The following is a 26,261-nucleotide window of genomic DNA, read 5'->3' on the forward strand; positions in this document are numbered from 1 at the left end:
TCAAAACTAAAAATTCATCTTTGAAACTTTTTTTCGTTTTTTGGTTGACTCCGATTGTGCTACGCACTACAAATGGATTGTGCGCCGCACAACGGTGCACCGAGGAGCTAAAAATGGAAAAACAAATTCTAGATGTACTGAACGCAGGTCTTGGTTTGGTTAAAAGTGGACAAGAAGGTCTGGATAAAGCGAAAGCAGAATTTACTAAGAGTTTTCAAGAACTTGCAGCTAAAGGCGCTTCCGACAATTCCGAAGCATCTGTTCGTGTTCGCGAGTTTGTAGACAAATTCTTAAACGAAGCTAAAGAATTATCTACTGCTGCTACTAAAACTTACGAAGATTCTCGCGCTAAGGCCCTTGAAATCTATAGCCAAATTGCTGAAGAAGCTAAGAAATTAGTTCCGGCTGAGCAAATCGAAGCTATCAAGGCTAAATTTAGCGAAGTTACGGAGACAGTTAAAAAAACCGCTGCTCCAACTAAAAAAACTGCTTAATAAAAGCCTTTTGAACCTCCCAATATCGGCGGGAGATTCCTCCCGCCGAAAATTTTTTTTCTTCTTTCTTTCTGATCCTGATTAACGATTCAAAACCATTTCCTCATAAACTGCAAATAATCTTTCTATTCCTAGTTTTGTTTCTTCTTCCGAGGCATTAGAGAAGTTCCAGCGCAGATGATTTGTTTCCGGTTTGCCGACGAAGAAAGAAGATCCTGGAACTGCAGCGAGTCCCTTCTCCAGACATTTTTGGAAAAGAAGATCAGTATCGATCTCTTTTGGAAATTCCAGCCAATAGAATAGCCCTCCTTTAGAAATTTGTAAAGGAAGAGAGGTTCCGAAATTTTTACTCAAGCAAGTAAACGTATACTCTGATTTCTTGTGATAAGCCTTTCGAATCAAAGAAAGATGTTCTTCATATTTGGAAGAAGATACGAATCCATACACTAATTCTTGGTTTAGAGTAGGGGAATGTAAGTCCATGGATTGTTTTTGCACGATCAGATCTTTTAGGATTTTTTTTGGGGCCTTGATCCATCCTACTCTTAATCCCGGAGAAAGTGTTTTGGAGAATGTTCCTATAGAGATCGTATGTTCTGGACCTAGTTCGCATAATGAAACCGGAAGCTGATCTTGAAAATACAACTCTCTATAAGCGGTATCTTCTAAAATAGGAACTTTATTTTCTAAAAGTAATTTAGAAAGTGAATTTCTGATTTCTAAAGAATACGAATGCGAAGAAGGATTTTGAAAATCAGGAATGCAGTAAAAGAATTTAGGTTTTTCGGAAGAATCCTCCAATGCGTACTTTAATTCTTCAATATCCGGACCTTCTTCTCCATAATTTATTCCTATGAAGGTTGGTGCATAAGAAGAGAATACCTGGATGGCTCCCAGATAACTTGGTCTTTCTAAAAGAATGGGAGAACCTTCTTCTATAAAATATCGACCTAGTAGATCCAGTGCTTGTTGGGACCCGGAAGTCAAAAGAATTTCTTCCCCAGAAGAATCGGGATAATATCGATCCGCGATCCAGGCACGTAAGTCGGAATGTCCCTGTGTATCCGAGTATTGGAATAGTTTTGCACCTTTTTTAGAAACCGAACTTTCGAATATGTTTCTTAACTCTTGGATAGGAAACAAAGTATCATCCGGAAGTCCCCCAGCAAACGAGATCATCCCGGGTGTATCGATCACCTTTAATATATCTCTGGTAACCGATGCAGGAGTTCTGGCTGGTCTTGCAGAAGGTCTAAAAATTTCTGATCTATTTTCTAGAATTAACTTGCCCATCTTCTTATTTGGTTTATACATTAAATTAGGAATACCATACAGATACAGAAATTGTTTTTATGACCGATACAGATAGACTTCTTACTAAATATTCTAAGATCGCGAATTCTTTGATAGGTAGAATAGAATCGGGAGAATTTCCTCCAGGTTCCAAATTACCTTCACTTAGAAAGATTTGTTTATTCGAAGAATGTAATCTTTCTACCGCTGTGGAAGCTTTCGGTATTCTGCAAGAAAGAGGTTTTATCAGCGGGAGAGAAAGATCCGGCTATTTCGTTCTTCCCCGGCCCGAATTGTATCCCAAATATAAATTAGAAAAACCTGTACGAGTGCCGAATCCCTCTGTTCCGGAAGAGGTAAGTTCTCTTATGTCTGAACTTGCGGATCCAGGATTTATTCCTTTCGGCGCTGCGGTCCCTGATCCTCAGTTTTTACCATATTCTTCTTTGCAAAAAGCATATAAGAAATCTTTAAAGGATTCTCAGGTTTATAAATATTCGGATGCTGCAGGTATTTTGGAACTTAGAAAAAAGATCGCGATCCGTTCTTCCGGTAAGGAGAGAAGGGTTCGTCCCGAAGAAGTTTTTATCACCTTAGGTTGTTCAGAAGCTGCGTTTTTGGCTTTGAGTCTTTCTACTAAACCCGGTGATAAGGTTGCGGTGGAAAGTCCTCTTCATTTTGTTTTGTACCAAATTCTTTCCGAACTAAAATTAAAAGCGATCGAGATCCCTACAGATCCATTTACCGGTTTGGATCTTCAATCTTATATTTCCGTAATTAAGAAAGAATCACCTAAGTTTCTGATCACCATTCCTACATTTTCGAATCCTACCGGAAGTCTTATGCCTTTAGGATCTAAAAAGGAACTTCTGAAAATTTCCTCTAAGTATGGTGTAAAAATCCTTGAGGACGATATTTATGGAGACTTGCAGCATAACGGAGGCATTCGTCCTTCTTCTCTTTTGTCTTTAGATGCAGAAGGAATTGTGACCCATGTTTCTTCTCTTTCTAAATCCGTAAACCCTGGCCTTAGGATTGGTTGGATGATCAGCGAGCAAATAAAAGTGGAGAATGCTAGACGTCTTCGTTTGGCGGAAACAATCTCTTTACCTGCGATTCCTCAACTTGCGGCTTCTTATTTTATGGGATCTCTTGCTCATGAAAGACATTTGAGAGAATTTAGACGAAGGTTGGGAGGTTTGGTACTTTCGTATGCGGATTCTTTTTTGGAATATTTTCCGAAGGGGACCAAGGTCGCCATTCCGAAAGGAGGTTTTCTTCTTTGGATTGAACTTCCTAGAGGAAAAGATTCCAGAGTTCTGAGATTCCAAGCTGCTAAGAAGAAAATCAGTCTTGTTCCGGGGAATCTTTTCTCTCTTTCCGGAAAGTACGTAAACAATTTTAGAATTAATGCGGGAGTTCTTATGGGACCCAAGGTCATCTCTGCCATCCAAACTCTAGGAAAAATTGCAAAAGAAATTTAGATTGTGGGTCCGTACAGGCTCGAAGTATTGTCCAATGCGAGCATGAATTTAGAAACAGAAATCCAACAACCTACCATTTTATGTGATCCTTCCGGTAAAGTGAATCGGAATGCGATCGGCTGGTCTAAAACTCCCTTACATAGATGTAATGTAAAAGGCCACTGGCTTCGTAAGAAAAAATGGAATTACTGGTGTTTTTACGATCAAAACTTTTTGGCTTCTTTCACTGTTTCGGATATTGATTACGCAGGTGTGATCTTTTGTTATTGGTTGGATAGAAGGACCGGAGAATTCCAAGAAGCCACCGTTATCACTCCTTTTGGAAAAGGTACTTTATTAGGACAAACCGTTTCTAGTAATGCTCGTTACGAAGGTAAAGAAGGGTTTCTGGATTTCCATATCGACGAAGATGGAAGTTACAGGATCAAAGTAGATTTTCTGAGAGGAACCCGTAAGTCTATCCAAGCAGATCTTACATTAGATATTCCTAATCAATGGGAAAGTTTGAACGTTGTGGTTCCTTGGAATCGAAATCGTTTCCAATTCACTCATAAATTATTCGGATTAGGAGCAAAAGGAAAGGTTACGACCGCTTCTAAATCTTATGAGTTCAATCCTAAGGATTCTTTCGGAGTTTTGGATTATGGAAGAGGTGTTTGGCCTTATTTCAGCAAATGGAACTGGGCTTCCATGTCTTACCGTCCCGGCGGAAACGAACTTTATGGAATGAATTTGGGTGGCGGTTGGACTGACGGAACAGGAACCACCGAGAATGCTCTTTTGATCAATGGTAGAATTTATAAGATCCCTTCCGTGATCGCTTTTGAATTCGATAAAAAAGACCCTAAAAAACCCTGGATGATCTATTCTAAAGAAAGTAAAGCAGTGGAGCTTGTATTCACTCCTGATTTTCACAGAAAGGCTTATTCCAATATGGGTTTAATTGCTTCTAAAGTGAATCAGATGATCGGAAGTTTTGACGGTGTTTTCCGGATCGGTAAAAGTGAATTTAGGATTGAAAGTGGGCAAGGCTGGGCAGAAGATCATATCGCTCGCTGGTAATAAAGAATGACTGAACTTTCCGAATATTCCACAGAACCAGACGCGGATCTTTCCAAAGAAAAAGCGGAGGAACTTCGTCTCAAGGAATTGGAAAGGATCGAAGAATTACAGATCCGTCTTTTTGCGGGCAAAAAGAAATCATTGCTGATCATTCTTCAGGGAGTGGATGCATCCGGAAAAGATGGAACTGTTAAAAAACTTTTTTCAGCCTTAAATCCGTTGGGTTGCACATGCAAGGCCTGGAAAGCTCCCACACAAGAAGAATTGAGCCGGGACTTTCTTTGGAGAATCCATAAAGAACTTCCCGGGAAAGGTTGGATCCAAATTTTCAATCGTTCTCATTATGAGGACATTCTAGTTCCTTTCGTTTCCGAAAGTTTATCCAAGGACAAGCTCAAAGAGAGATTGGAGTTTATAGATTCTTTCGAGGAATTTGTCTCAAAGGAAAATCATACTCATATCCTGAAATTCTTCCTACATATCTCCCAAGAAGAACAGATTAAAAGGATAGAGGAAAGATTATCCAATCCTGAAAAAAATTGGAAGTTCGATCCAAGCGATCTAGAAGCTCATAAAAATTTCAAAAAGTATCGAAACGCTTATGAGTGGATATTCTCTTATTCTAAGGATCGTTTTCCTTGGGTGATTGTTCCTTCTGACAAAAAATGGTATAGGGATTATCTGATCGCTAAGTCAGTCCGCAAGGAATTGGAAGGTATGGATCTCAAATATCCAAAGCTGGAAGTCCAACCAGGCCAGATCTGACCTAGTTTTCTTTTTCATTTTTTTCTGAATTTTTGTAATTTAGAGGTTGACCTCTTTGGTGCGGTGCAATATGAATGGATTGTGCGCTGCACCAAAAGTGCGGCGAAAAAGGAGAGAAAAATGGAAAAACAACTGTTGGACATTCTTAATGCCGGAATCGGACTTTTGAAATCTGGACAAGAAGGATTAGACAAAGCGAAAGTAGATTTGGAAAAAACCTACGGAGAGCTAGTAGCTAAAGGTGCTGCAGACAATTCTGAAGGTTCTGTAAAAATTCGCGAATCTGTAGATAAACTTTTGAATGAAATCAAAGAAGTTTCTACTGTTGCTGGCAAAAACTACGAAGAAACTCGTGGTAAGATCGTTGAGAAGTACAATCAAATCTCCGAAGAGATCAAAAAACGCGTTCCAGAAGGACAATTAGACGCTGTTAAAGCTAAATTGACCGAAGTTGCTGAGACTATCAAAGCTACTGCAAAAGGAAAAGCTTAATTTCCGATCGAGCGGGCGAAGGGAAACCTCGCCTGCTAATTTCTTCCTCCTCCTCATTTTCCACTGCTTGACATTTTCCTGTTTCGGGTGTCTTTGCTAGGGATGTTCTCCCGTCCAAAATCGGCTTCACCGCTTTTTTCGATCTTAACCATTCTACTTCTATTTATTCTATCTTCCCAGGTTTGGGCCCAAACTACGGAACCTTCTCCGGATAAAACGATAGAACAAAAGCCTAGTCCTATGAATGGTCTTCCCCCTGAAAAAACTTCAACCGGACCTAGTCAGGCGGAACTCAGGGAAAAGTTTAAGAACCAGATAGCCGGTTTTGCATTTGAAAGATATTCTTCTTTTCAGGTTGCGAGAATGTTGGATTCCCAATGGGCAATTGGGTTCAACGCTTATACGAACTCTTATGTGAATCGTTTCGATAACGATATTGCTTATTCTTATTTTCTTCCCCCACATGATTTTTACGGAAGATTGAGAAATTACCAAGAGAGGTATTGGGGAGGAGCATTCTTCGTCCAAAGGTTTGTGGCAGATTCTCCTTTTTTTGTTTCTCTTTGGTTAGGAAGGGAGCATTACCAAAAAAGCCAAAGTGCTTTTTACTGGGAATCTGCAGGTAATACCTATCGTTTTGAAAAAGATTCTTATAGTTCAGGGCCAAGGAACTACGCAGGTTTTGGAGTAGGTTTCAGATTCCAAACTTCTTCCGGTCTTTTTTTCGGTTGGGAAGGTGTCTGGAGTTGGTATTCTCCCTATCATAATTCATTCTCTGTCTCGGATCTTTATTATTCGGATAGGACTGCAAGTGTAGGAGATCTATTATATAGAAAGTATGCTTACCAGAATTCGGAAAGATTACCAGGCTCTAGCTTCGGTTTGAATCTTTTTGTGGGCTGGGCTTTCTAATGAATTCGGATCCTTTCCTTCTTCCTAAACCTTGGGTTATTGCTCATAGGGGAGACAGCGGAGAATATCCTGAAAACACAATGAGTTCTTTTCAAAATGCCTGGGAACTAGGCGCGGATTGGATAGAGCTGGATATCATTCATTCTTCTGACGGAAAAATAGTGGTCATTCATGATGATACCTTGGATAGAACTACGGATCAAAAAGGGGAAGTGAAACATCTTCCTTTCCATTTTATTCGTAAGGCAGACGCAGGCTCTTGGAAAGATCCGAAGTTTAAAGGGGAGAAGGTTCCGGATCTTTGGGAAGTCTGGGACTATTTAAAGTCCAAAAATATCGGCTTGAATGTGGAGATCAAATCAGGAGCTTATGAAGAGATTCCGATCGAAACTCCTATCGAACAAGAGCTGATAGATTATACGAAACAAAATTCTCTATTTCATAAAACGTTATTTTCTTCTTTTTGTTGGGATTCTTTGGTGCGCATTAGAGAGTTATCCGTAGAGGCAAAGCTTGGGATCTTGATCGGAGAAGAAACCTCTTCTTGGACGGAAGCCTTGGAATTAGGCTTTAGATTGAACGCATTCAGTTTGAATTTTTCTTCAAAGGGATTGGATAAAGAAACTGTTTCCAAGATCCAAAAGGAAGGCTTTAAGGTTTTAGTTTATACTTTGAATACGGAAGAAGAGTTGAAGTTCGGAATAGAATTGGGGGTAGATGGAATCTTTACGAACTATCCTAAAAGAATGAAATCTCTTCTTACTTAATCTCCACTCTTGCAAATTGGTCCAGCTCTACCTGCCAATGATCTATCATACTTTTTAGGACTGTTACCACTTTTTCGGATGGTACATCGTAATTGTCAGAAGAGAATGCATCATTTTCTTTGAAGCCGACAACATTCTTTAAATCTTCTCCCTCTGCTCTGAATCTATAGATTTCGAATTCTTCTGCGCCTCTTGCTTCTCCGTTCTTAATAAAGAAAGGTTTAATGAGGCTCATTCTATATTTTCCGAAACGAAATCCCTGTAAAGATTGCAGGAATTTATAAGTACCAAGAGCTAATTCTAATTTCATTTGTTCCGCATATTTTTCTGAGCCTAAGAATGTTAGTGCAGAAGTTCCTCCGAATCCTAAATAGACTTCGAACTTAGCCCCTTTCTCGTCTTGGGTTTTGACTAAATCTATCTCCTTCAGTCTTTCGCCGAATAACGCGAATGCGGCCATTTTGATCTTTTCTTCTTCGTTTAATTGTGCGTCTGAAAGTATCGTTCTTACTTTTTCTTGAGGTGATTTGGAGCAAGAGCCTAATAGGAAGAAGGCCAGAAAGATTAATAATATGTGAACAGTTGTTTTCATAAATATTCTAAAACCGAAAACTGATCTGCCATACAATATGACTTAATTTCTGAAAAAAATCTATCGTTAAAAATGCAATTTTGGCGTTCAAGCCTTCAAGTAACGATTTTTTTAATCGGGAATAATACCGTGCCCCTATCCCTTAAGGCTCGGCTTTTCATCGTTAGTTTAAATCGTTTTGTTTTGCTATAATCGCCTAATGTATTCTCCGTTATATGTCAGAGCTATGGAAATAAATTTCCATATTTATTGAGAATTGATGTAAAACGACTTAACGTTGCCTCTGGCGAAATAATCGATTAGTTTAATCGTTAATCGTTAGCCGAAACAGGGAGCTCCTCTGACGAAGAAATTTATTAAAAAAACAGTAACCTAATACTAGTTTTGTCAAAAAATTTTATGTAGTGTTATGCGGAAAATTAAAAACACTTTACTACTTTTGTAAGAATATAACTGTTGTTACGTCAGTTAACATTTATGAAACCAAAGAAAGTCACTAACGATGATTTGGAAAAGATCATCGCCGGGGTAAAAACTCAAGCTGTTGAAGCTATAGGTAATTACCTCTACAAAGGATTTCGGATTCAGGTTAGTAAGTACAACCTGTCTGGGGCGGAGAGGGTTCAGCTCCTTTATCAAAGGAGAAGAAAAGAAGGTCTTTGTATCGTCTGCGGCACTAAAGTAGGTAAAAAAAATCCGTCTACTGGCAGGTTGTATCGCCTCTGCGAATTCCACCGGAAGAAAATAGATAAAAAAAAGTAATTCATAAAATCCGGAAAACGACTGATAATCTATATAGAGCGTCGCTCTGGTAGGTAACTCTTGTTTTCCGGATTTTATTTTAAGGGCATACGTTTTCCTTTTTTTTCGAACTCATCTTCAAAGGCATTTGGCCTCTCTCGAATTCTAGTCTTCTTCCTTTTACTTTTTTCATTCTCCTTCTCCACATTTGGCCAAGGTGAAAATCCTTCCAAACAAGGACCTTCTGACCCTGATATTCTGTTTAGGATCGCCGAAGAAGCATATAAGGACCGTCGCTTTTACAAGGCAGCGGAAAGTCTTCGGAACTTCCTGGTTCTCTATCCGGGAAATTCTAAAAAAAACAGGGTGCTTAGCCTTCTCAAAGATTGTTTTCTGAAGTTGGATCGTCCTGAGAAAGCTTTAGAAGTCAGTCTGGACCTTTATAAAATGGAACCAACAGGTGAATTCGGGTTAGAATCCTACTTGGAAGCCGGGCGCCTACTGGCCAAGATGGGAGAAATCGACCAGGCGAAGCAGATTTTCTCCTCTATTTGCAGACAATCTTACTCCAGAGCAATGGCAGAAAAAGCCGCCCTGGAATTTTCCGGTATCGATCTACTTTCGGATGGGGAAGAATCTTCTCCGGAAGGGGAATCTTGTCGCGAAAAATAAGGAAAACCTCGGATTTCGGTCCGAATTCCCTGATTGTGAGCCGATACTAGTTTATAGTTGAATTCCCACGGAAGAAATTTTTAATCTCTGGTAAGTATGTCCAACGGCTTCTTTCAAATCGTGAATTACCCGAAAGGGTCCTATGTCATCGTCGAAGGCAAGAAAGAAGCTCATAATTTCTTCATCATCCGACAAGGCAAGGTCAGGGTCACCCGCGAAAACCAAGTAGTAGGCGAGGATCCGAACCAACTTTTGGGCCCGGGAGATTTTTTCGGAGTGGTTGCTGCGATGAGCCAGCACGCTCAGATCGAATCTGCGATTGCTTTAACTGATGTTTCCTTAATTCAGGTTAGCTATGATCAGTTCGGAACCCTGATCCAAAAAAATACTCCGGTAGCGATGAAGATCATTCGCTACTTCTCCATGAAACTCAGACAGTTCGACTCTACGATCACTCGTCTGTCTTTCCGTACCGCAGTAGAAGAAGATCCGAACCAGTTATTCGCGATCGGTGAGTATTACTTTAATCAAAAGAACACTCTTCACGCTGCTTACGCTTTCCAAAAATATCTGCAATATCTTCCGAATGGTCAATTTGCCACTCAGGCAAAACTGAAGTTACAGACTGTTAACCAACCGGTTGCTCCTCCTCCGATCGATTATACAAAGTTTAACCGTTCTTATGGCGATAACGAGATGATCTTTTGCGAGCACGAACCGGGTAGAGAATTGTATATCATCCAACATGGACGGGTTAAGATCACTAAGATCGTGGATTCTAACGAAGTACTTCTCGCAGTTTTGCAAAGTGGGGACATTTTCGGAGAAATGGCGCTCTTAGATAATAAACCTAGATCTGCTTCTGCAATCGCTTGGGGTGAAGTGCAGTTGCTTGCGATTAACAAGGCAAACTTCGAAGGAATGGTTAAGGCTCAGCCTCAATTAGCGACTAGGCTGATTACTCTTCTTTCGGAAAGGATCTGGACCGCTTACAAACAGCTTGCTAACTTGTTAATTTCAGATCCTCAAGGAAGGGTGGCAGATACATTACTCACTCTTGTGGAGAAAAACAGGGTCAAAGTTATTCCTAAGTCCACCTACAATTTTGAGATCGGTACCAAAGATTTGATCAAGATGGTGGGATTGACTTATCCTAAGGATGAGAATCTTGTCCTGGATTTGATCTCTAAAAACAAATTTATCAAATTGGATCAGGGAAAAATTTCCTGCACGGATCTTGTAGAATTGGAAAAATTAGTACAAGCATTCCGCAAAAAATCCCAGATCGACGCTAAGATTAAAAAGCGTGCCTAGTACTTTCGAGACTCGCTTGTAGTAAGCGGTCCTTAGATATTGATCCCGTAAGCCTTACAATCCGCCTTGATCATTATCTCTACTAGTTCTTTGAACTTGACCTTCGGTTCCCAACCAAGTTTTGCTTTTGCCTTAGCAGGATCTCCGATCAGAAGATCCACTTCGGTTGGTCTGTAAAAAGAAGGATTTACTTCGATCAAAAGTTTTCCGTCCTTCTTATTATAACCCTTCTCTTGGTCTCCTTTTCCTTTCCATTCTACTTGAATGTCCAGATGTCTGAAGGATTCTTCTATAAATTCTCTGACTGTATGTGTTTCGTTGGTTGCTACGACATAATCGTCCGGTTCTGATTGTTGCAGCATCATCCACATCATGTTTACATAATCAGGTGCGTATCCCCAGTCTCTTTTTGCGTCTATGTTCCCTAAATGAATAGGCCCGCCTTTTCCGGAAACGAGTCCTGCGACTCCCAGGGTGATCTTTCTGGTTACGAAACCTTCTCCCCTTCTTGGAGATTCATGGTTGAATAAAATTCCGTTAGAAGCATGTAATCCAAATGCTTCTCTATAATTTACTACTGCCCAGTATGCGTATAATTTTGCGACTGCATAAGGTGATCTTGGATAGAATGGAGTTTTTTCATCCTGAGGAACTGCCTGCACTTTTCCATATAATTCGGAAGTAGAAGCTTGGTAGAATCTGGACTTCACTCCTGTTTGTTTGATCGCATCTAAAATTCTTAAAGTTCCGACTGCATCCACTTCTGCAGTGTATTCAGGAACTTCAAAAGATACTCCTACGTGAGATTGAGCGGCTAGATTGTAAATTTCATCCGGTTGGACTTTTTCCAAAACCCTGTTTAGGTTACTGGAATCGGTTAAGTCTCCATAATGTAGAAAAAGGTGAGGATTTCCTCTTAGATGTTCGATCCGATCCCGGTTTAAGGAACTGGTTCTACGAACGATCCCGTGTACTTCGTATTTTTTTTCCAAAAGAAGTTCGGTAAGATAGGATCCATCCTGTCCAGTGATCCCTGTAATAAGCGCCTTTTTCATTCTGGAACCAAAAACCCCGGCTTTGTTATTGGGGCAAGAAGGATTAGATTACAAAACTGGCCTGAAATTCCACCTTTTGTGGGACTTTCAACAAGCAGGCTTAAACTATCCCTTTCACCCAATTTTTCTTTCTAAATTCGTAGATGAAAATTAAGGAAAGTGATGCGATCCAAACGAAAATGGCTGCCCATAGCCCAAGAGTTCCACCTTTCCATACGATCCCGAAAAGATAAGACAAAGGAAGCATTACTGCGTAGGTTAGAAGAATATAGATCCTAAAGACATAGTTCTGCAAACCGGCTCCTCTTAAGGCGGCACCGATCACCATATGATACGCATCTCCGATCTGTATGACTCCTAATAATAGAAGTACTGGATAACATTCTTCCACTAAGGCCTGGTCTCTGGTCATCGCATACACGATTGTTTTTCCTAGGAAGATAAAACATAAACCTATGAATCCCATTACGTGCGCGGAAATGAATGCGGAGCGAAATGCGGAATGATATGCCAGTTTGTATTTTTTAGCTCCCATTGCTTGTCCTAGGATCGTAGTAGCTGCTACTCCGAATGCGTATCCAGGCAAGAATGCAAAACTTAAGGTAGAAAATAGGACATTGGAAGCTGCAACTGCAAGTACTGAGATAAATCCTTGGATCTTAGAGAAGATTACAAATGCAACATTGACTAATCCTTCTTCGAAACCTGGAGGGATTCCTACTTTGAAAATTTCTATTATATGTTCTTTGCTTGGTAGAAGGTTCACTCCTTCGAAATATTTTCCTAGTTTATAATAAAAAAAGAATATAGGAAATACTAATAGCCCTGCAAATCCAGATATAGAAGATGCAAGTCCTGCACCTCCGATTCCCATAGGAGAAAACCCTAGGTTACCATAGATAAATATCCAATTTAAGATTATGTTTGCAATAGTGGTTACCGCCATAGAAACAAAACCTGCCTTGGTTAATCCAAGACCATCCATGAATCCTCTGAAACAAAACCCTAAAAAATAAAATCCGCTGCCTATAAATCTAAAATATAAATATTTGGTTCCGAGTGCATTGACGGTTTTTTCGGGTCCGATCCAAAACATGATCCATTCTGAAAACCAAGGACCGGATATTGATAAAATACATCCTAAAAATATGGAAAGATAAAGTGTAGAAACTCCTACCTTTCCGATCTCGGATCTTTTACCTTCTCCAAATCTTCTCGCGACTATGATCTGCACTCCCATTGAAAATCCGATGAGGAATGCAACGAGAGTGTAATAACAGGTTCCGCCTATACCTATTGCCGCAATTGCATTTTGGCCTAAATATCCAACCATAACAGTGTCCGTAATCCAAACCAAAGATTGGCTAAGCATTCCGAAAACAACAGGCAGCGCTAAAGAAAGGATTTTAACGTTTAATCTGCTTGGACGATAGAGTCTGAGTATTTTTTTATATAAATGATCCAAGTAGTTTCCAGCTTTGAGAGGAGGGTTGTGCAAACAACTTTTTTTCCATGAAAAACGGTTTATCTCGTTAACGAGAGAGTTAAGGTGACGTAAAGCGTAGAAGAATACATGGATTCGAATCTAGGATTTGCAGATCTTCATAATCATCTATACGGCAGTCTCAAACCTGAACTTCTTAGGCAGATGGGATTAAACAATCCTTCTCCTAGATGGGAAATTTTTACAAAACCTTTCCAAGAACTTTATGGAAGGTCCATCAACACAGGAACTTTCTTCGAAGATTATAAATCTTTGGAAGATTTTAAAAAGATCTATTTATTCAATCACCAAGGTCCTTTTCCTGAATTCCAAGCAAAGTTCAATCTGATCATTGCACTTTCTAAATTCGATCCTCAAGAGATCAAATTTGTATCTAAACATATCACCAAGGATCAATACGAAGAAGGTGTTGTCTTCGGAGAATATCGTATCATGTATTCTCCACTCGATACTTACGAAGGTATTTATTCTAAAACTTTAGCTGCTTGCGAAGGTTTCGAAGAAGCAGAATCCGAACTTTTAGGAAAGGTTGGATCTCGTTTGGTAGTCTCCTTACATAGAGATGGAGAGTTTTTTAAAGAATACGAAATGTTAAAAGAGATGATGGAAAAAAATTCCCTCATTAAAAAGTATCTAGTCGGATTAGATTTTTGTTATATTGAAGAAGGTTTTCCGCCCAAAGGTAAAAGGGAATTTTTAAAAGAAATACAAAAAGATAATCTTGCGGAACCTTCTACTGCGCTTACAGTTCTCTATCATGTAGGAGAATCTTTTTTGGATAAAACTCTTCTCTCTGCATCTCGCTGGGTATTGGAGGCAGCAGAATGGGGGGCACATAGGCTCGGGCATGCGATCGCAGTAGGTTTGGATCCGAATGCATATCTTGGAAAAAAAGTTTTAGAGCCTGTATCAGAAAGAGAAGACACGCTCAAATTCCAATTAGATCATTGGGATGAAATTTCTAAATACGGAGAATTACCTGCTAAAAAAAGATTGGAATCAGAATTGGATTCGATCCGACATAAGGAGAAGGTAGAAATTTCCGTTACTGAAAACCTGGTCTCTGAAACAAAGGCATTTCAAGAGTATTGTATGGATCGGATCAAAAATACGAATGCGATCATAGAGTCCTGTCCTAGTTCCAATGAATATATTGGAATGGTGAAAGATAAGGCTCATCATCCTTTAGTCAGATTCGCTCATAATGATCTGAAATTTACCATTTCCACTGATGATCCTGGAATTTTCGGGACCAATATTAAAGAAGAATATGATAAGGCCCAAAGTTTAGGACTGGATACTGAATATTTGGAAAAGATCAGAAAGAACTCTTTTCAATATACATCTGAAATTCTTTCCGGAAGGATAGAATCCGAACAAGGAGCAATTCTCGAAAGATGAGATCTTTTTATAGATTAAACAAGTTAATTGCTCTTTGTATTATCTTGGCGTTTTCTTTTTCGGCGTTTCCCCAGAATCAAAGTGATTTCTCTGATCCGTACGATTATAATTTAAGAAATTATAAAGATGAAAAATCTTCAGACGGATTTAAAGAATATTCTCTTCCTCCGAAAATGGATAAGCCGATTTTGGTGAATCCTCGAAATGTGCAGATTCCTTTTCAAACAGGTTTGCCTACTTCTTCAGGAAGCCAAGGGACCAGGAGAACAACAAATCCGGTCCAGGGAAGGGCCGATGATGGACTCTTCAATCCAGTTACTGGAGAAGTGAATACGGAAGCTTTGCAAAGACAGCAAGAGCAAGCAAGAGATCGCAAAAGAAAATTGGAAGAATTCGGGAGCGATCCTCAACCTTATACCGAATCCAGACTTCGCCGTTTTTCGATTATATTTTTTATGACACTTCCAATCGCCGCAGGTGTAGCATACGGTTCTTTGTCCGCTGTAAATCCAGGTTATCAAAAAACATTCGAAGGAGGATGGATCGTATTCGGTGTGGCTTCTACTCTAGCTTTAGCTAATGCTTGGTTGGATTTGAGAGATTATGATCGTATGAAGTTGGAAAACCAACCGCAAAGTCCTACTCCGAATCCGACTGTGCCAGATAAACTTTCTGAAACGATTCACCCCAAAATGATCCCAGGATACGGATTATATTCCAGAAATTTCGAATATAGAATGGAATTCGAAATTTTCGGCACTCGTTTCTGATAGAACATGAGTCCTCTTTTAGATCCCAACTTACGGACAAAATTAGTTTCCGATTGGGGAGGGATTTCAGTTTTATTTGAAGAGAATATCAAACCGATCTTAAGATTTATATTCGGAGTTTTAGGAGTTATTTCTCTTTTTATACTGATCTTTTTATACGGATTTTATTATCCTCCGGAATGGATCCACTCGCTTCGTTTGATTACTGTGACCATAGTTTGGTATTTAGTAATTTACGAATTCTTAAGTTTTCTATTCACATTAACTCAATATCGTATTTATTTAAAACTGCATAAGATAGAAACATTTGTAGTTTTACTAGTGATCTTACAATTTTTCTTTGAGGAAAAAATAGAATCCATTCTTTCCCAACAAAGAACAGAAGAAGTTGTACTTTTGTTTTTATCGTTAAGCCAATTGACTTTGGCATTCGGAGGGTTTGCACATTTTCTAAGAAGAGCTAGACTTTCTCTCGGAAAAATTTCCCCTTCTCTTGTGATGACCGGAAGTTTTGCGATCCTTATCCTCTTGGGAACTGCTGCGTTATGCCTTCCTAGGGCAGAAGCAAGGCCGATCCAATTGGTGGACCTTTTTTTTACAGCGGTGAGTGCCGTATGCGTGACCGGTCTTAGTACGATCGATATTTCTCAAGACCTGACTGGAACGGGACAAGTGATTTTAATGGTGCTTGTCCAACTAGGCGGTTTGGGACTGATGACTCTGACAGTATTCTTTGCTTTGGTTTTAGAAGGACAGGTTTCCGTTACTGAAAAACTGATCGTCAAAGATCTATTTAGCCAGGAATCCATAGGAAGAGCAGGTTCCATCTTAAAACAAGTAGCTTACCAAACATTCGCTATAGAAGCTATAGGTTCCGTTTTTCTATACGTAACATTTCCCAAGGAGTTAGGATTTTCTCAGAAAGAACTTATCTTTCAATCCGTCTTTCATTCTATAACAGGATTTTGTAATGCAGGTTTCGCTCTTTTCCCTAGAGGACTCGCAGAGCCATATTTTAAGGAATCTTATACATTTCTTTCTACATTGATGATTTTGATCATATTCGGTGGCTTAGGTTTTCCTACTGTAAATCAGCTCCTAAAGAAGATCAGATTCGACGGGGAATCGTTTAGGCATCGTTTTTCCTTGGGCTCTAAACTGATATTGATCACCACATTATTCTTATTATTTTTTGGTTGGATATCCTACTGGGTCTTAGAAAGAAATTTTAGTTTGAAAGATTTGAACTGGTATGACCAGGCATTTCATTCTTTATTCTATTCTGTAACAACAAGGACTGCAGGATTTAATACTTTGGACATTTCTTCTATGGGGATTCCTATGGTGTTCGTAAGTTTATTTCTGATGTGGGTGGGCGCTTCTCCTAATTCTACCGGTGGAGGGATTAAAACTTCTACATTGGCGCTCGCGGTTTTGCAGTTTTATCAATTCTTTACAGGAAAGGAAAGAGTGGATGTTTTCGGGAGAACAGTCGCTGAAAATTCTCTTTCGAGAGCATCTGTCGCAATAGTACTTTCTATGTTTATAATATTCTTGGGGATCTTATTTTTGATCTGTTTCGAGAAACCTTTGCCTTTCTTGGATATTTGTTACGAAGTTGTCTCCGCCTACGGGACAACAGGTCTTTCTAGGGGGATTACTTCTAAATTTGAGACTCCTGGAAAATTACTTTTATGTTTTGTAATGTTTGTGGGAAGGGTTGGAGTGTTGACAGTGTTATTGGCTTTTGTACCGAAACGAAAACCGAGAAGATACTGGTATCCTGAAGAATATGTTGTGGTCGGTTAAAGGAAGGTTCGAATGAGAAAGAAAAGGATCGCAGTTATTGGCCTCGGAGATTTCGGAATCGAACTCGTAAAAAGACTTTATGAAGACGGACAAGAAGTCACTGCAATCGATCAGGACAAAAACAAGATAGATCGTATCAGAGAATTTTCCACTTATTGTGTGGCGATCGATTCCACAGATGAATCGGAATTGAAAGAACATGGTTTGGACGAAATGGACGCCGTAGTTTTAGCGATCGGAGATAATTTCGAAAATCTGATCGTGACAGCGGATGCTTTAAAAAAGATAGGAGCAATTAATATATTCGCTCGTTACCAATCCGATCTGAATAAAAGAGTTTTGCAGATGTTGGGAATCGAGAGCTTATTTAATCCTGAAGAACAAGCTGCCCAGTCTATGGCGGAACAACTTGCAAACAGCAGCGTAAAAGGTGTAACCTTACTCGGGCAGGATTATAGAATTTTAGAAACAGTCGTCCCTAAACATATGCAAGGTAAAACAGTCCAAGGAGCCAAACTGAGAGAAGATTGGAACTTAAATCTGATCACAGTCAAAAGACCGAAAAAAACCAGGAGAAAATCGGATCGAAAGGATGAAGAGGTTTTGGGAATTCCTTCTCCGAATCTTGTATTGTCCGAAGGGGATATTTTAGTTCTATTCGGTAAAAGTGAAGATCTGGAACAAATGATCGGAAAACGTTAAAAAGTTTCATAAAACTTTTCAGCAAAACCATCGAATTTTAAATGAAAACGATCCGATTTGGGAGTAAAATCGAATTCGGTCCGGTCGAAAGAATATAATGCCATGAGAGTTTTGATCCTTTTGCTATTATTAGGATGCAATTTTTGCTCCCCTCTCCAGGTAAAATCCCAGGTAGAGGTAGAAAGATCAGATCATATCCGCTACTACGAAAAAACATATGCATTCCTTCCCTTTTTTGGCCAAGCGCCTCCCATTATTATCCGTGAAAATGAAGACTTGATCCGCGAAAAATTTGCGGAGAAGGGCTACAAAGAAGTGGATATATCCAGAGCCGATCAATTAGTACATTACGATATATTAATTTTCCCAAGAGGAAGTGTAATCGATCGTAAAACAGACTTAGGCGCATTTGGTGGATGGACTAGCGCAAGAGGGATGAGATACCACTCTTACGGTGGTACTTCCAGCAGATTAGCGGCGGTACCTATTTTAGGAAGTGTAGGAGGATATTCTCCTTTTGCATTTATGGGAAATTTCGGTAATTCTAGGATCTCCGGCGCTAGTCCATATTACGAAAACTTTTATGATGTGATCTTCAAACTAGTGATCTATGATGGAAAACGTTATAGAGGTCTTCCTTCCAGCGTACTTTTAAAAGCAAACGTGGAAGGAGAAGGTAGGTCCGGACCGATGTTCGATGTGATCCCTTATTTGATCACCGGCTTTTTTAAATCATTTCCTAATTTCGTAGGAGAAAAACACGAAGTTATCTCCGAAGAAGAAGTTTGGAGAGGGCATTGATTATCCCATAGGATATGGTATTTTTTTAGAAACCGCGTCTATCTTTTTCAAAATATCGTCCGAAAGTATCAAGTCTGCGGCCTTTAAACTTTCTTCCAATTGTTCCACAGTATTGGCTCCAATAATGGTAGAAGCCACATAGTCGTGTTGTTTGGACCATGCGACTGAAAGAGTGGTCACACTGATTCCAGCTTCCTTTGCTACTTCCATCAATTCTTTTGTAGAAGCAAGAGTGCCTTCGTTTAGAAAACGATTTGCCATTCTTCTTTGTCTTTCTGTGGGGAGTTTTGCATAACGTGTGAATCTTGCGTTTTCCGGAGGGTTGGGCCCGTTATATTTTCCTGTCAATACTCCTCCCGCTAAAGGAGAGTAAGGAAGAAGACTTATCTGTTCTCTTCTGCAGATATCGGAGAGAGCATCTTCGAATCTTCTGTTCAAAATACTGAAATTGTTCTGTATGGATTCGTATCTTGCAAGTTTGTTTGTTCGGGAAACCTCCAAACTTTTCATGGTTCCCCAGGCGGTTTCATTACTACTTCCTATATATCTGACTTTACCTTCGTCTATCAATTCGGTCAAAGCTTCTAATGTTTCTTCGAATCCAAAATCATGATCAGGCCAATGGGTTTGGTATAAGTCTATATAATCGGTTCCGAGTCTTTTTAAACTACCTTCAATCGCTACTTTGATATTTCTGCGATCTAGTGCCGTCTTACCTTCTCTCACAGGAGGAGTGAACCAACCATGACCGGGACCGCAAACCTTGGTAGCGATCAGAATAGATTCTCTCTTTTTAGTCTTCAGCCAATTTCCGAAAATTTTTTCAGTAGCATGAACATACTCCGCTTCCGGAGGGACGGGATAGATCTCCGCAGTATCATAAAAATCTATATCCGAATCGAAGGCCTTGTCCAAAATCCGATGTGCTTCTTTTTCATCACAACTGGAACCGAATGTCATGGTTCCCATACAAATTTCGGAAACCACCATCCCTGTTTTTCCAAGCCTTCTTTTTTTCATTCTTACCTCTTTTTATTTTCCTTCTGCCCAGGATTCTTTTCTAGGATCGGCGCCGCCATATAAAATTCCGGTTTTAGGATCTTTTAAAGAAATACAAGGAGCCCCGAAATCGTATTCCCATTTTTCTCTTTCTTTGACTTCATAGCCAAGTGTTTCGAGAGCTTTTCCTGCTTTTTTATAGATCTCTTCTTCTAATTCTATTCTTCCAGGATAATATTTATGAGGGGAGAATGCATCGGGCCAGTTTAAAGAACGGAAGCGAGGAGCGCTGACTGCCTCTTGCGGATCCATCCCGAAAACTACTAAATTTAAGAATACTTGGACCACTGCTTGGGTTTGCATATCCCCGCCAGGCGTTCCAAAACTCATCCAGAATTTTCCATCCTTGAATACCATAGACGCGTTAGGCGTAATTGTCGGTCTTTTTCCTGGTACCAAGGCGGATGGATGGTTCGGATCTAAACGGAATTGGGTCATTCTGATTCCTAACGTAATATCACCTTCAATGATTGGAGATTGAGGGAAGTCGCTAGGAGTTAATGATAAAGAATTTCCTTTAGAATCGATAATACTCAGATAAGTCGTGTCTCTTCCAATTTTTCCGGATTCAGTTCTTTCCCAAAAACTTGGAGTAAGATCAAAAAGAGGTTCCTGGTTTAAAACGATCCGATCTTCCTTTTGATACGCGATCTTTTTGGAACTTACAGGAGATTCGAATAGGAAAGGATCTCCTGGTGGAGGAGTTTTTCCGAATGCTTTGGATTGTAATAATTTTCTTCTTTCGGCGGCATATTCTTTACTGAGTAGTCCCTTCTCCGGAACGGAAACATAAGCAGGATCTCCAAAATATTTTTCTCGATCCGCCATCGCTAACTCGATTGCTTGCGTTATAGTGTGAACATACTCTGTGGAGTTATGCCCCATAGATTTTAAATCTATTCCTTCTAAAATTTGAAGAACGATTGGAACAACTGCTCCTTGGTTCCAAGTACGATTGGAGAAGATAGTATAAGGCCCATAATTTCCTTGTAAGGGAATTTCCCAGTCTGCACTGTATCTTGCCAAATCGGATTTCAACATGGTGCCGTCATGTTCTGTATGAGCTTTGGCGATTTTGTCAGCGATCGGTCCCTTATAAAAATAATCTCGAATTGCCTCCAAGGACTCTGCACGGTTTTTTCCGGAAGAAGAAGCGACCTTTTCTGCTTCCACCAACTCCTTCAGAGTTGCGGATAACGCAGGCCTCTTAAATTTTTCTCCCTGATGAAGAGGTTTCCACCATTTGTCTCCCACATAAATTTTTGCGTTATAAGGGAGTAGAAACTTTAGACCTAATCTTTTGAAAACGCCTATATTCAAATTCCTCATTAGAATTCTGTGAACTGGAAAACCTTCTTCTGCGATTTGAATTGCGGGCTTACTCACTTCTTCAAAAGATTTCGTACCGTATTTTTTTAGTAATGCAACAATCACATCGGGAGAAGCAGGAACCAGCTGAGAGGAATATTTTAACATCGGAATGGACTCATGTCCTCTAGACTTAAAATATTCTATCGTAGCCTTTGCAGGTGCCGTCCCAACTCCGATATAACTATGAACTTTTTTATCTGCTTGGTCGTAGTAAAGTAGAGGAGCTACTCCAGGAAAAGAAGCCTCTTCTCCCTGGGTCACGTTTAGGACTAAAAGAGCAGCCACTCCCGCGTCCGCAGCATTCCCCCCTTTCTCTAAAATTTCCAAAGCTGCTTTGGTAGCTAAAGGATGACCGCTTGCAACCATGAGCTTGGAGCCTTGTGCAGTAGGTCTTTCCGTATGATACGGATCTTGGAAGCTCATTGTTTCTCCCGGCTGGGAAGTTGCGTAATAAAATATTACAAGAACTAGAACGACTACTAAGATCCCTGATAGAGAATACGTTAGGACTTTTTTCATGATTTCCTCTTCACTGCGAGAGGATCTTTCTAATTCTTCCGAAAGAACGAGCAAGGTTTTTTTATATTTGAAAGCTCCGAATGGAACGAACGGATTTTGTAACTTTTAGATAATAGGATAGTCCAATCATAAATAGGGAATTCGAAAGGATCTCCCTGTCCTTATTGTAGGGGCTTAGTTTGAGTAAACGTTTTTCTTTTCATTATGCTTGGATCGTTTTGATCGTTACTTTTTTTACTCTGATTGTTGCGGCAGGAGTGCGGTCCATGCCTGGAATTCTGATTGTTCCTCTCGAAAAAGAATTTGGTTGGGATAGATCTGCCATCTCTTTTGCCATTTCCGTTAACCTTTTGTTGTATGGATTAGTCGGGCCATTCGCCGCGGGACTGATGAATCGTTTTGGTGTAAAACGAATTATGGTATTTGCGCTCGGGCTATTAATCTCCGGAATTCTACTAACAACGATTATGCGGACAAATTGGCAATTAGTAGTTCTATGGGGAGTAATGGTAGGCTTCGGTTCCGGAATGGCTGCCCTGGTTCTAGGAGCCACAGTGGTCAATCGTTGGTTTGTTTCTCATAGAGGACTTCTCATGGGAATTTTAACTGCAAGCACAGCCACGGGACAGATCATCTTTCTTCCGTTTTTAGCTTCTCTTACGGAACAAGAAGGATGGAGAAATGCAGTCTATGCAGTGGCTTCCATTTTAGGAATACTTCTTCCTACAGTATTCTTCTTGATGAAAGATTCTCCTAAACAATCCGGCCTCTTGCCTTACGGAGCAAAAAGTGAGGAAGAAGGGATCCTACCTGTTTCTGGTAATCCATTCACGGAGGCGATCAACGCACTCAAAGTTGGATTAAGATCCAGAAACTTTTGGCTTCTTGCAGGAAGTTTTTTTGTATGTGGCGCGAGCACAAACGGACTCGTGGGCACTCACTTAGTTCCTGCATGTTCGGATCATGGGATTCCAGAGGTTAGAGCCGCAGGACTCTTGGCATTGATGGGCATTTTCGATCTGATTGGAACAGTAGGTTCCGGTTGGTTATCCGATAGAGTGAATAATAAAATTCTGTTATTCATGTACTATGGATTGAGAGGGATCTCTTTATTATTATTACCTCAAGCGTTCGATCCTGAATCAAACAAACTTTCAATCTTTGCAGTATTTTACGGATTAGATTGGATCGCCACTGTTCCTCCTACTGTTGCATTGACAGCTAAAATATTCGGGAGAGAAAAAGTTGGATTGATGTTCGGTTGGGTGGTTGCGTTCCACCAGATCGGAGCTGCAGTTGCTGCATTCGGAGCCGGTTATATCCGAACAGTACAAGGAGAATACGATCTTGCATTCATATTCGCAGGAGCTTTATGTGTGATTACGGCGCTTGGAATTTTTGCGGTATCGACTGAAAAGGAAGAAGCGAAACTTTCCGAAACACCTGAATTTGCATCATAAAAAGATAATGCAACACAGGTTTCGGATTGGAATTGGGCTTATTCTAAAAGTTCTACTTTTCCGGAGATAGGAGTGATCGAGCGGATCTTATCTTTTTTATAATCTAATTCATATAGAATATAATTATTATAAGGTCTGTATTCCTGGTCCTTGGATTGTTTTACAAGTTCAGGATCTCCTAAAAAATAGATGGATCCGTTTTTGACCACAGGGAAACAACCTACAAAAGAAGAATCATATCTTTGTTTAGTTTTTAAATCCACGACTACTATGTTTCCCAATTTTCCATCCGCTCTTTCCGTGAAGGATAAGACCTTTCCGTCGGGACTAAAGCTGATGTTTACTTGTTCCTTGTTTTCTCTGGGCTCTTTGGACTGAGGATTTATAGGAAAAGGGTAGAATGGATCGGAGAACTTGACTAATTCTCCCGATAAAGAGGGAAGTTTATAAAGTCTGTTTTCCTTCTCCGTTGCTACGCGCACTAAAACCAAATCCTCTGCGATCGTGTATACATCAGTGATTTGTAATTTCCCGCTTTCTATCCAAGCCAGTGTTTTTAATTCGGAAGTTTCGAGAGAATATTTATGTATTGGAACTCTGAGAGATTCTTCTCCGTGTTCCGAGTAACGTACTTCGTTGCCTATTAATACTAGACTTTTTTGATCCGGAGAAACGAAAGGTTGGTAACCTGGAAGAGATTTTATCTCCTTCTCCTTTTCGTAATCATATAAGACGGTTTCCCATCGATCTCCATTTTTCCTGGAGAAGATCACGATGGATTTATCTTTCAGAAATCCACTATTACCGGGAAATGCTTCTCTTGTTCCTTTGATCGTCTTAACTTTGGAGTTAGTTAGGTTTAATAAATTCAGCTCTTTGGAAGTTCTGAAAAGAATATAGTTCTGTTTTCTAAAAACGGGGATCCCTTTCTCTTGGGTTCCTGTGTAAACCAGTCCTGTTTTTCCGTTGATGGAAGATATGGAGATTAATCTTAAGATTCCTTTGTCTTCCTGAACGGCATATACCGGACTCATGAAAGAAACCGGAGTAGGTGTAACGGAGAAGATAGGGTTTTGTAAGATCGATATGATAAAGATAGATCCGAGAATTCGGAAAAGGGCAAGGTTCAGAAGTTTATTTTTTGATGTATCCTTCGCTTGCATAGAGTCATTCTCCGAAAAAATCCAGGTTTCGTCAGTAAAATTTATTCGATCGAACCAGATCGGTTTCCCAAAGGGGATATTAGATCAACGTTTGATCTCGAAAGTCCTAAACGTACCTTTAGCATCTTCCCAATGGATTGTAGCTTCCGTTACTTTCGCTTTAGAGGGTCCTCTTTGAACTGCTTTGTACAAATCTTCGATAAAAACTTTGTCTCCTTCCACTACAACTTCTACTTCTCCAGTAGGAAGATTCATAGTGTAACCTTTGAGTCGGCATTCTTGTGCTCTTTGTAGCACAAAATATCTAAAACCAACTCCTTGTACGGTTCCTCGGATTCTGATTTTCGCTCTAAAATCATTTTTTGCAGCCATTCAACATTGTAACTCCTACAGCTAAATTATACTCCCTCATTCTTCAGAAGAAGCCTTATTTACCATCCAAGAGGAGAAATCCTGCAAAAACTGCCAAAGTATTTCTTTAGATTCTTCGTCTGCTTCCCAGTCTTTTATCGCCTTACGATAACAAGAAAGCCAGACCCTTCTTGCTTTTTCATCGATAGGAAATGGAAGATGTCGGGCTCTCATTTTTGGCGGCCCATATTTTTGCACATAATAGGGCGGACCTCCGAGAACCTGTACCATAAAGTCCGCTGATTTTACTTTGCTTTCTTCTAGATTTTCTGGAAACATCCAACGAATTTCGCTGACTGCTATTTGATCATAGAAAACAGAAACAAGTTCCCGAATAGGAGCTTCCCCTACCTTTGCAAATAATTCTCTGAGGCGGGGACTTGGAGGAGGAGGTCCTCCGGAAGGAGTATAAAATGTTGTACTCATGCAGAAGGTCCCTTCTTCAGAAAGTCGGAGATCTTAGGCTCGAACTCTTGGACCAATTGCTGATACACATCTTTTTTAAATGAGACCACGGTCGAAAGACATTCTTGGAAAGGGATGAATTTAACTCTTTCGAACTCTTGCTCATGAGCCGTTAGATTGCAGTCTTCTGCTTTACCATTCCAGTATAGAAGATACCATTTTTGGGTCTGGCCTCTATACTTTTTAAGATTCGAGCTTAAATGTAAGGACTCAGGAAAATCATAGTTGATCCAACTCGGATATTCATAGATGATCTCAGCGTTTTGGATGCCTACTTCTTCTAAAAGTTCTCTTTGAGCGGCTGAGTTAGGATCTTCTCCATCATCTATTCCCCCTTGCGGAAACTGCCAAGAGCCTTTAAAATTCAGTCTTTCTCCTACTAAAACCTCTCCCTTGGAATTGAAGACTACCATTCCAACGTTCTTTCTATACGGTTTGTCCATCTTAGTAGAGATTTACATCATATATTCGAGAGACAAGCCTATAAAAAAATTTGGACCTAAAGTAATACGCGTTTAGTAGAAAAATATGATAAATCAATTGCGGATGGACAAAGAGAGGCCATAAGATTCTTTGGATTAATATTCCGATCTAATAGGAGGAGATGTTTCTTACGATGTCGGTCAGATATAAAATTCGCAGACCTCGAGTATTCTCAGAGAAGGATTTCGAAATTAGGGAATCCGAGATACCCGGAATCGGAATGGGACTATTCTCCAAACAAGACTTAGTCAAAGGTGATACTATCGGATTTTATACCGGTAGGGTTCTTGACGATAAGTCTGCAAACTCTGCAAGATACTGTGAGTCCAAATATTTACTTTGGATCTGTAAAGATCATTGGATCTACGGAGAAGGTAAAGAATCTAACTATACACGCTATATCAATCATAGTACTAAACCGAATGTAAGATTAGTAGTGTCTACTCGTTGGAAGACTGCAAGATTCGAAGCAATGCGTAAGATCAGAGCTGGAGAAGAGTTATTCTTCGACTATGGAGACGAATACTGGATCCATCTAGATGTCTCACCGGTGGAACAGAATTAAGTTCCGCTTTGACGCCATCAATTTCCGTTTAACAACGAATAACCCGATTTTTTTCTTACAGGAAACAAAAAGTTTCATGGGTCCAATCATTAATTTTGACCCTATTTCCCGCAAAGAGTGGATTCCCTTTAAACG

The 26,261-nt window shown here is 39.9% G+C and carries 27 protein-coding genes; 17 read left to right on the top strand and 10 right to left on the bottom strand.

Annotated features, from left to right (window positions below):
- Positions 1-113 precede the first annotated feature (113 nt).
- A complete protein-coding gene (locus CH365_RS03550; RefSeq protein WP_100767231.1) occupies positions 114-494 on the top strand; it encodes a phasin-related domain-containing protein in 381 nt (126 codons plus the stop codon).
- An 81-nt stretch (positions 495-575) separates the two neighbouring features.
- Here the strand turns inward: CH365_RS03550 and CH365_RS03555 are convergent, their stop codons facing one another.
- A complete protein-coding gene (locus CH365_RS03555; protein ID WP_244282981.1) occupies positions 576-1,787 on the bottom strand; it encodes an aminotransferase-like domain-containing protein in 1,212 nt (403 codons plus the stop codon).
- 59 nt (positions 1,788-1,846) lie between these two features.
- Between CH365_RS03555 and CH365_RS03560 the strand changes: the two genes are divergently transcribed.
- The 6 genes from CH365_RS03560 (at position 1,847) to CH365_RS03585 (ending at position 7,269) form a co-directional block, all read left to right on the top strand.
- Entirely contained in the window at positions 1,847-3,271 is a 1,425-nt protein-coding gene (locus CH365_RS03560) for an aminotransferase-like domain-containing protein (RefSeq protein ID WP_100767233.1), read from the top strand.
- Positions 3,272-3,313: 42 nt separating this feature from the next.
- Positions 3,314-4,333 carry a DUF2804 domain-containing protein gene (locus tag CH365_RS03565; protein WP_100767234.1) on the top strand — a complete coding sequence of 340 codons (1,020 nt, stop codon included), beginning with the start codon at positions 3,314-3,316 and terminating at the stop codon, positions 4,331-4,333.
- Positions 4,334-4,339: 6 nt separating this feature from the next.
- A complete protein-coding gene (locus tag CH365_RS03570) occupies positions 4,340-5,098 on the top strand; it encodes a PPK2 family polyphosphate kinase (RefSeq protein WP_100767235.1) in 759 nt (252 codons plus the stop codon).
- Positions 5,099-5,218: 120 nt separating this feature from the next.
- Positions 5,219-5,590, top strand: coding sequence for a phasin-related domain-containing protein (locus tag CH365_RS03575; RefSeq protein WP_100708920.1), 372 nt, complete (start codon positions 5,219-5,221; stop codon positions 5,588-5,590).
- 102 nt (positions 5,591-5,692) lie between these two features.
- On the top strand, positions 5,693-6,502 hold the full coding sequence (locus CH365_RS03580; RefSeq protein ID WP_100767236.1) for a hypothetical protein: 810 nt from the start codon (positions 5,693-5,695) through the stop codon (positions 6,500-6,502).
- A complete protein-coding gene (locus tag CH365_RS03585) occupies positions 6,502-7,269 on the top strand; it encodes a glycerophosphodiester phosphodiesterase (RefSeq protein ID WP_100767237.1) in 768 nt (255 codons plus the stop codon). Before CH365_RS03580 ends, CH365_RS03585 begins: the two co-directional genes overlap by 1 nt.
- Here CH365_RS03585 and CH365_RS03590 read toward each other — a convergent pair.
- Positions 7,262-7,861 carry a hypothetical protein gene (locus CH365_RS03590; RefSeq protein WP_100767238.1) on the bottom strand — a complete coding sequence of 200 codons (600 nt, stop codon included), beginning with the start codon at positions 7,859-7,861 and terminating at the stop codon, positions 7,262-7,264. The genes CH365_RS03585 and CH365_RS03590 overlap by 8 nt on opposite strands.
- Positions 7,862-8,338: 477 nt before the next feature.
- On the opposite strand from CH365_RS03590, the gene CH365_RS03595 reads away from it, so the two are divergent.
- From CH365_RS03595 to CH365_RS03605, 3 genes are all read left to right on the top strand, one after another.
- A complete protein-coding gene (locus CH365_RS03595; protein ID WP_010513869.1) occupies positions 8,339-8,623 on the top strand; it encodes an LIC10235 family protein in 285 nt (94 codons plus the stop codon).
- Positions 8,624-8,683: 60 nt separating this feature from the next.
- Complete coding sequence (locus tag CH365_RS03600; RefSeq protein WP_100767239.1) at positions 8,684-9,274, top strand: tetratricopeptide repeat protein; 591 nt, start codon at positions 8,684-8,686, stop codon at positions 9,272-9,274.
- Between the two features lie 96 nt (positions 9,275-9,370).
- Positions 9,371-10,588 carry a Crp/Fnr family transcriptional regulator gene (locus CH365_RS03605; RefSeq protein WP_100705154.1) on the top strand — a complete coding sequence of 406 codons (1,218 nt, stop codon included), beginning with the start codon at positions 9,371-9,373 and terminating at the stop codon, positions 10,586-10,588.
- 32 nt (positions 10,589-10,620) lie between these two features.
- Here CH365_RS03605 and gmd read toward each other — a convergent pair whose 3' ends face one another.
- Positions 10,621-11,643 (bottom strand): GDP-mannose 4,6-dehydratase, encoded by a 1,023-nt coding sequence (gene gmd, locus CH365_RS03610; protein ID WP_100767240.1) that lies wholly within the window; start codon positions 11,641-11,643, stop codon positions 10,621-10,623.
- Positions 11,644-11,743: 100 nt separating this feature from the next.
- Positions 11,744-13,108, bottom strand: coding sequence for an MATE family efflux transporter (locus tag CH365_RS03615; RefSeq protein ID WP_208861154.1), 1,365 nt, complete (start codon positions 13,106-13,108; stop codon positions 11,744-11,746).
- A gap of 108 nt (positions 13,109-13,216) precedes the next feature.
- Between CH365_RS03615 and CH365_RS03620 the strand changes: the two genes are divergently transcribed.
- The 5 genes from CH365_RS03620 to CH365_RS03640 all read left to right on the top strand — a co-directional run bounded on the left by CH365_RS03620 (position 13,217) and on the right by CH365_RS03640 (position 18,630).
- The gene (locus tag CH365_RS03620) at positions 13,217-14,548 is read left to right on the top strand and encodes an amidohydrolase family protein (RefSeq protein ID WP_100767242.1); all 1,332 of its coding nucleotides are present in this window, start codon (positions 13,217-13,219) and stop codon (positions 14,546-14,548) included.
- Positions 14,545-15,318, top strand: a complete 774-nt coding sequence (locus tag CH365_RS03625) for a hypothetical protein (protein WP_100767243.1) — start codon at positions 14,545-14,547, stop codon at positions 15,316-15,318. Before CH365_RS03620 ends, CH365_RS03625 begins: the two co-directional genes overlap by 4 nt.
- A 6-nt stretch (positions 15,319-15,324) precedes the next feature.
- Positions 15,325-17,127 (top strand): TrkH family potassium uptake protein, encoded by a 1,803-nt coding sequence (locus CH365_RS03630; RefSeq protein WP_100767244.1) that lies wholly within the window; start codon positions 15,325-15,327, stop codon positions 17,125-17,127.
- Between the two features lie 12 nt (positions 17,128-17,139).
- Positions 17,140-17,829 carry a potassium channel family protein gene (locus tag CH365_RS03635; RefSeq protein WP_100767245.1) on the top strand — a complete coding sequence of 230 codons (690 nt, stop codon included), beginning with the start codon at positions 17,140-17,142 and terminating at the stop codon, positions 17,827-17,829.
- A gap of 102 nt (positions 17,830-17,931) precedes the next feature.
- Complete coding sequence (locus CH365_RS03640) at positions 17,932-18,630, top strand: DUF4136 domain-containing protein (protein WP_100767246.1); 699 nt, start codon at positions 17,932-17,934, stop codon at positions 18,628-18,630.
- Here CH365_RS03640 and CH365_RS03645 read toward each other — a convergent pair whose 3' ends face one another.
- Both CH365_RS03645 and CH365_RS03650 read right to left on the bottom strand, forming a co-directional pair.
- Complete coding sequence (locus tag CH365_RS03645) at positions 18,631-19,650, bottom strand: aldo/keto reductase (protein WP_100767247.1); 1,020 nt, start codon at positions 19,648-19,650, stop codon at positions 18,631-18,633.
- Between the two features lie 12 nt (positions 19,651-19,662).
- Positions 19,663-21,579: a gamma-glutamyltransferase family protein gene (locus tag CH365_RS03650; RefSeq protein ID WP_100767468.1), complete on the bottom strand. Its 1,917-nt coding sequence runs from the start codon at positions 21,577-21,579 to the stop codon at positions 19,663-19,665.
- A 179-nt stretch (positions 21,580-21,758) separates the two neighbouring features.
- Between CH365_RS03650 and CH365_RS03655 the strand changes: the two genes are divergently transcribed.
- A complete protein-coding gene (locus CH365_RS03655) occupies positions 21,759-23,039 on the top strand; it encodes an MFS transporter (RefSeq protein WP_100767248.1) in 1,281 nt (426 codons plus the stop codon).
- 38 nt (positions 23,040-23,077) lie between these two features.
- On the opposite strand, the gene CH365_RS03660 is transcribed toward CH365_RS03655, so the two are convergent.
- The 4 genes from CH365_RS03660 to CH365_RS03675 all read right to left on the bottom strand — a co-directional run bounded on the left by CH365_RS03660 (position 23,078) and on the right by CH365_RS03675 (position 25,521).
- Complete coding sequence (locus tag CH365_RS03660; protein ID WP_100767249.1) at positions 23,078-24,202, bottom strand: TolB-like translocation protein; 1,125 nt, start codon at positions 24,200-24,202, stop codon at positions 23,078-23,080.
- 84 nt (positions 24,203-24,286) lie between these two features.
- On the bottom strand, positions 24,287-24,574 hold the full coding sequence (locus tag CH365_RS03665) for an acylphosphatase (protein WP_100767250.1): 288 nt from the start codon (positions 24,572-24,574) through the stop codon (positions 24,287-24,289).
- A gap of 36 nt (positions 24,575-24,610) precedes the next feature.
- Positions 24,611-25,039 carry a globin domain-containing protein gene (locus CH365_RS03670; protein WP_100767251.1) on the bottom strand — a complete coding sequence of 143 codons (429 nt, stop codon included), beginning with the start codon at positions 25,037-25,039 and terminating at the stop codon, positions 24,611-24,613.
- Entirely contained in the window at positions 25,036-25,521 is a 486-nt protein-coding gene (locus CH365_RS03675; RefSeq protein ID WP_100767252.1) for an RNA pyrophosphohydrolase, read from the bottom strand. Before CH365_RS03675 ends, CH365_RS03670 begins: the two co-directional genes overlap by 4 nt.
- Positions 25,522-25,694: 173 nt before the next feature.
- Here CH365_RS03675 and CH365_RS03680 point away from each other — a divergent pair, with 173 nt between their 5' ends.
- On the top strand, positions 25,695-26,126 hold the full coding sequence (locus CH365_RS03680) for an SET domain-containing protein (RefSeq protein ID WP_100767253.1): 432 nt from the start codon (positions 25,695-25,697) through the stop codon (positions 26,124-26,126).
- The last annotated feature ends 135 nt before the right edge of the window (positions 26,127-26,261 follow it).

Origin of the sequence: Leptospira neocaledonica (genome assembly GCF_002812205.1) — a bacterium.
GTDB classification, from domain to species: domain Bacteria; phylum Spirochaetota; class Leptospiria; order Leptospirales; family Leptospiraceae; genus Leptospira_B; species Leptospira_B neocaledonica.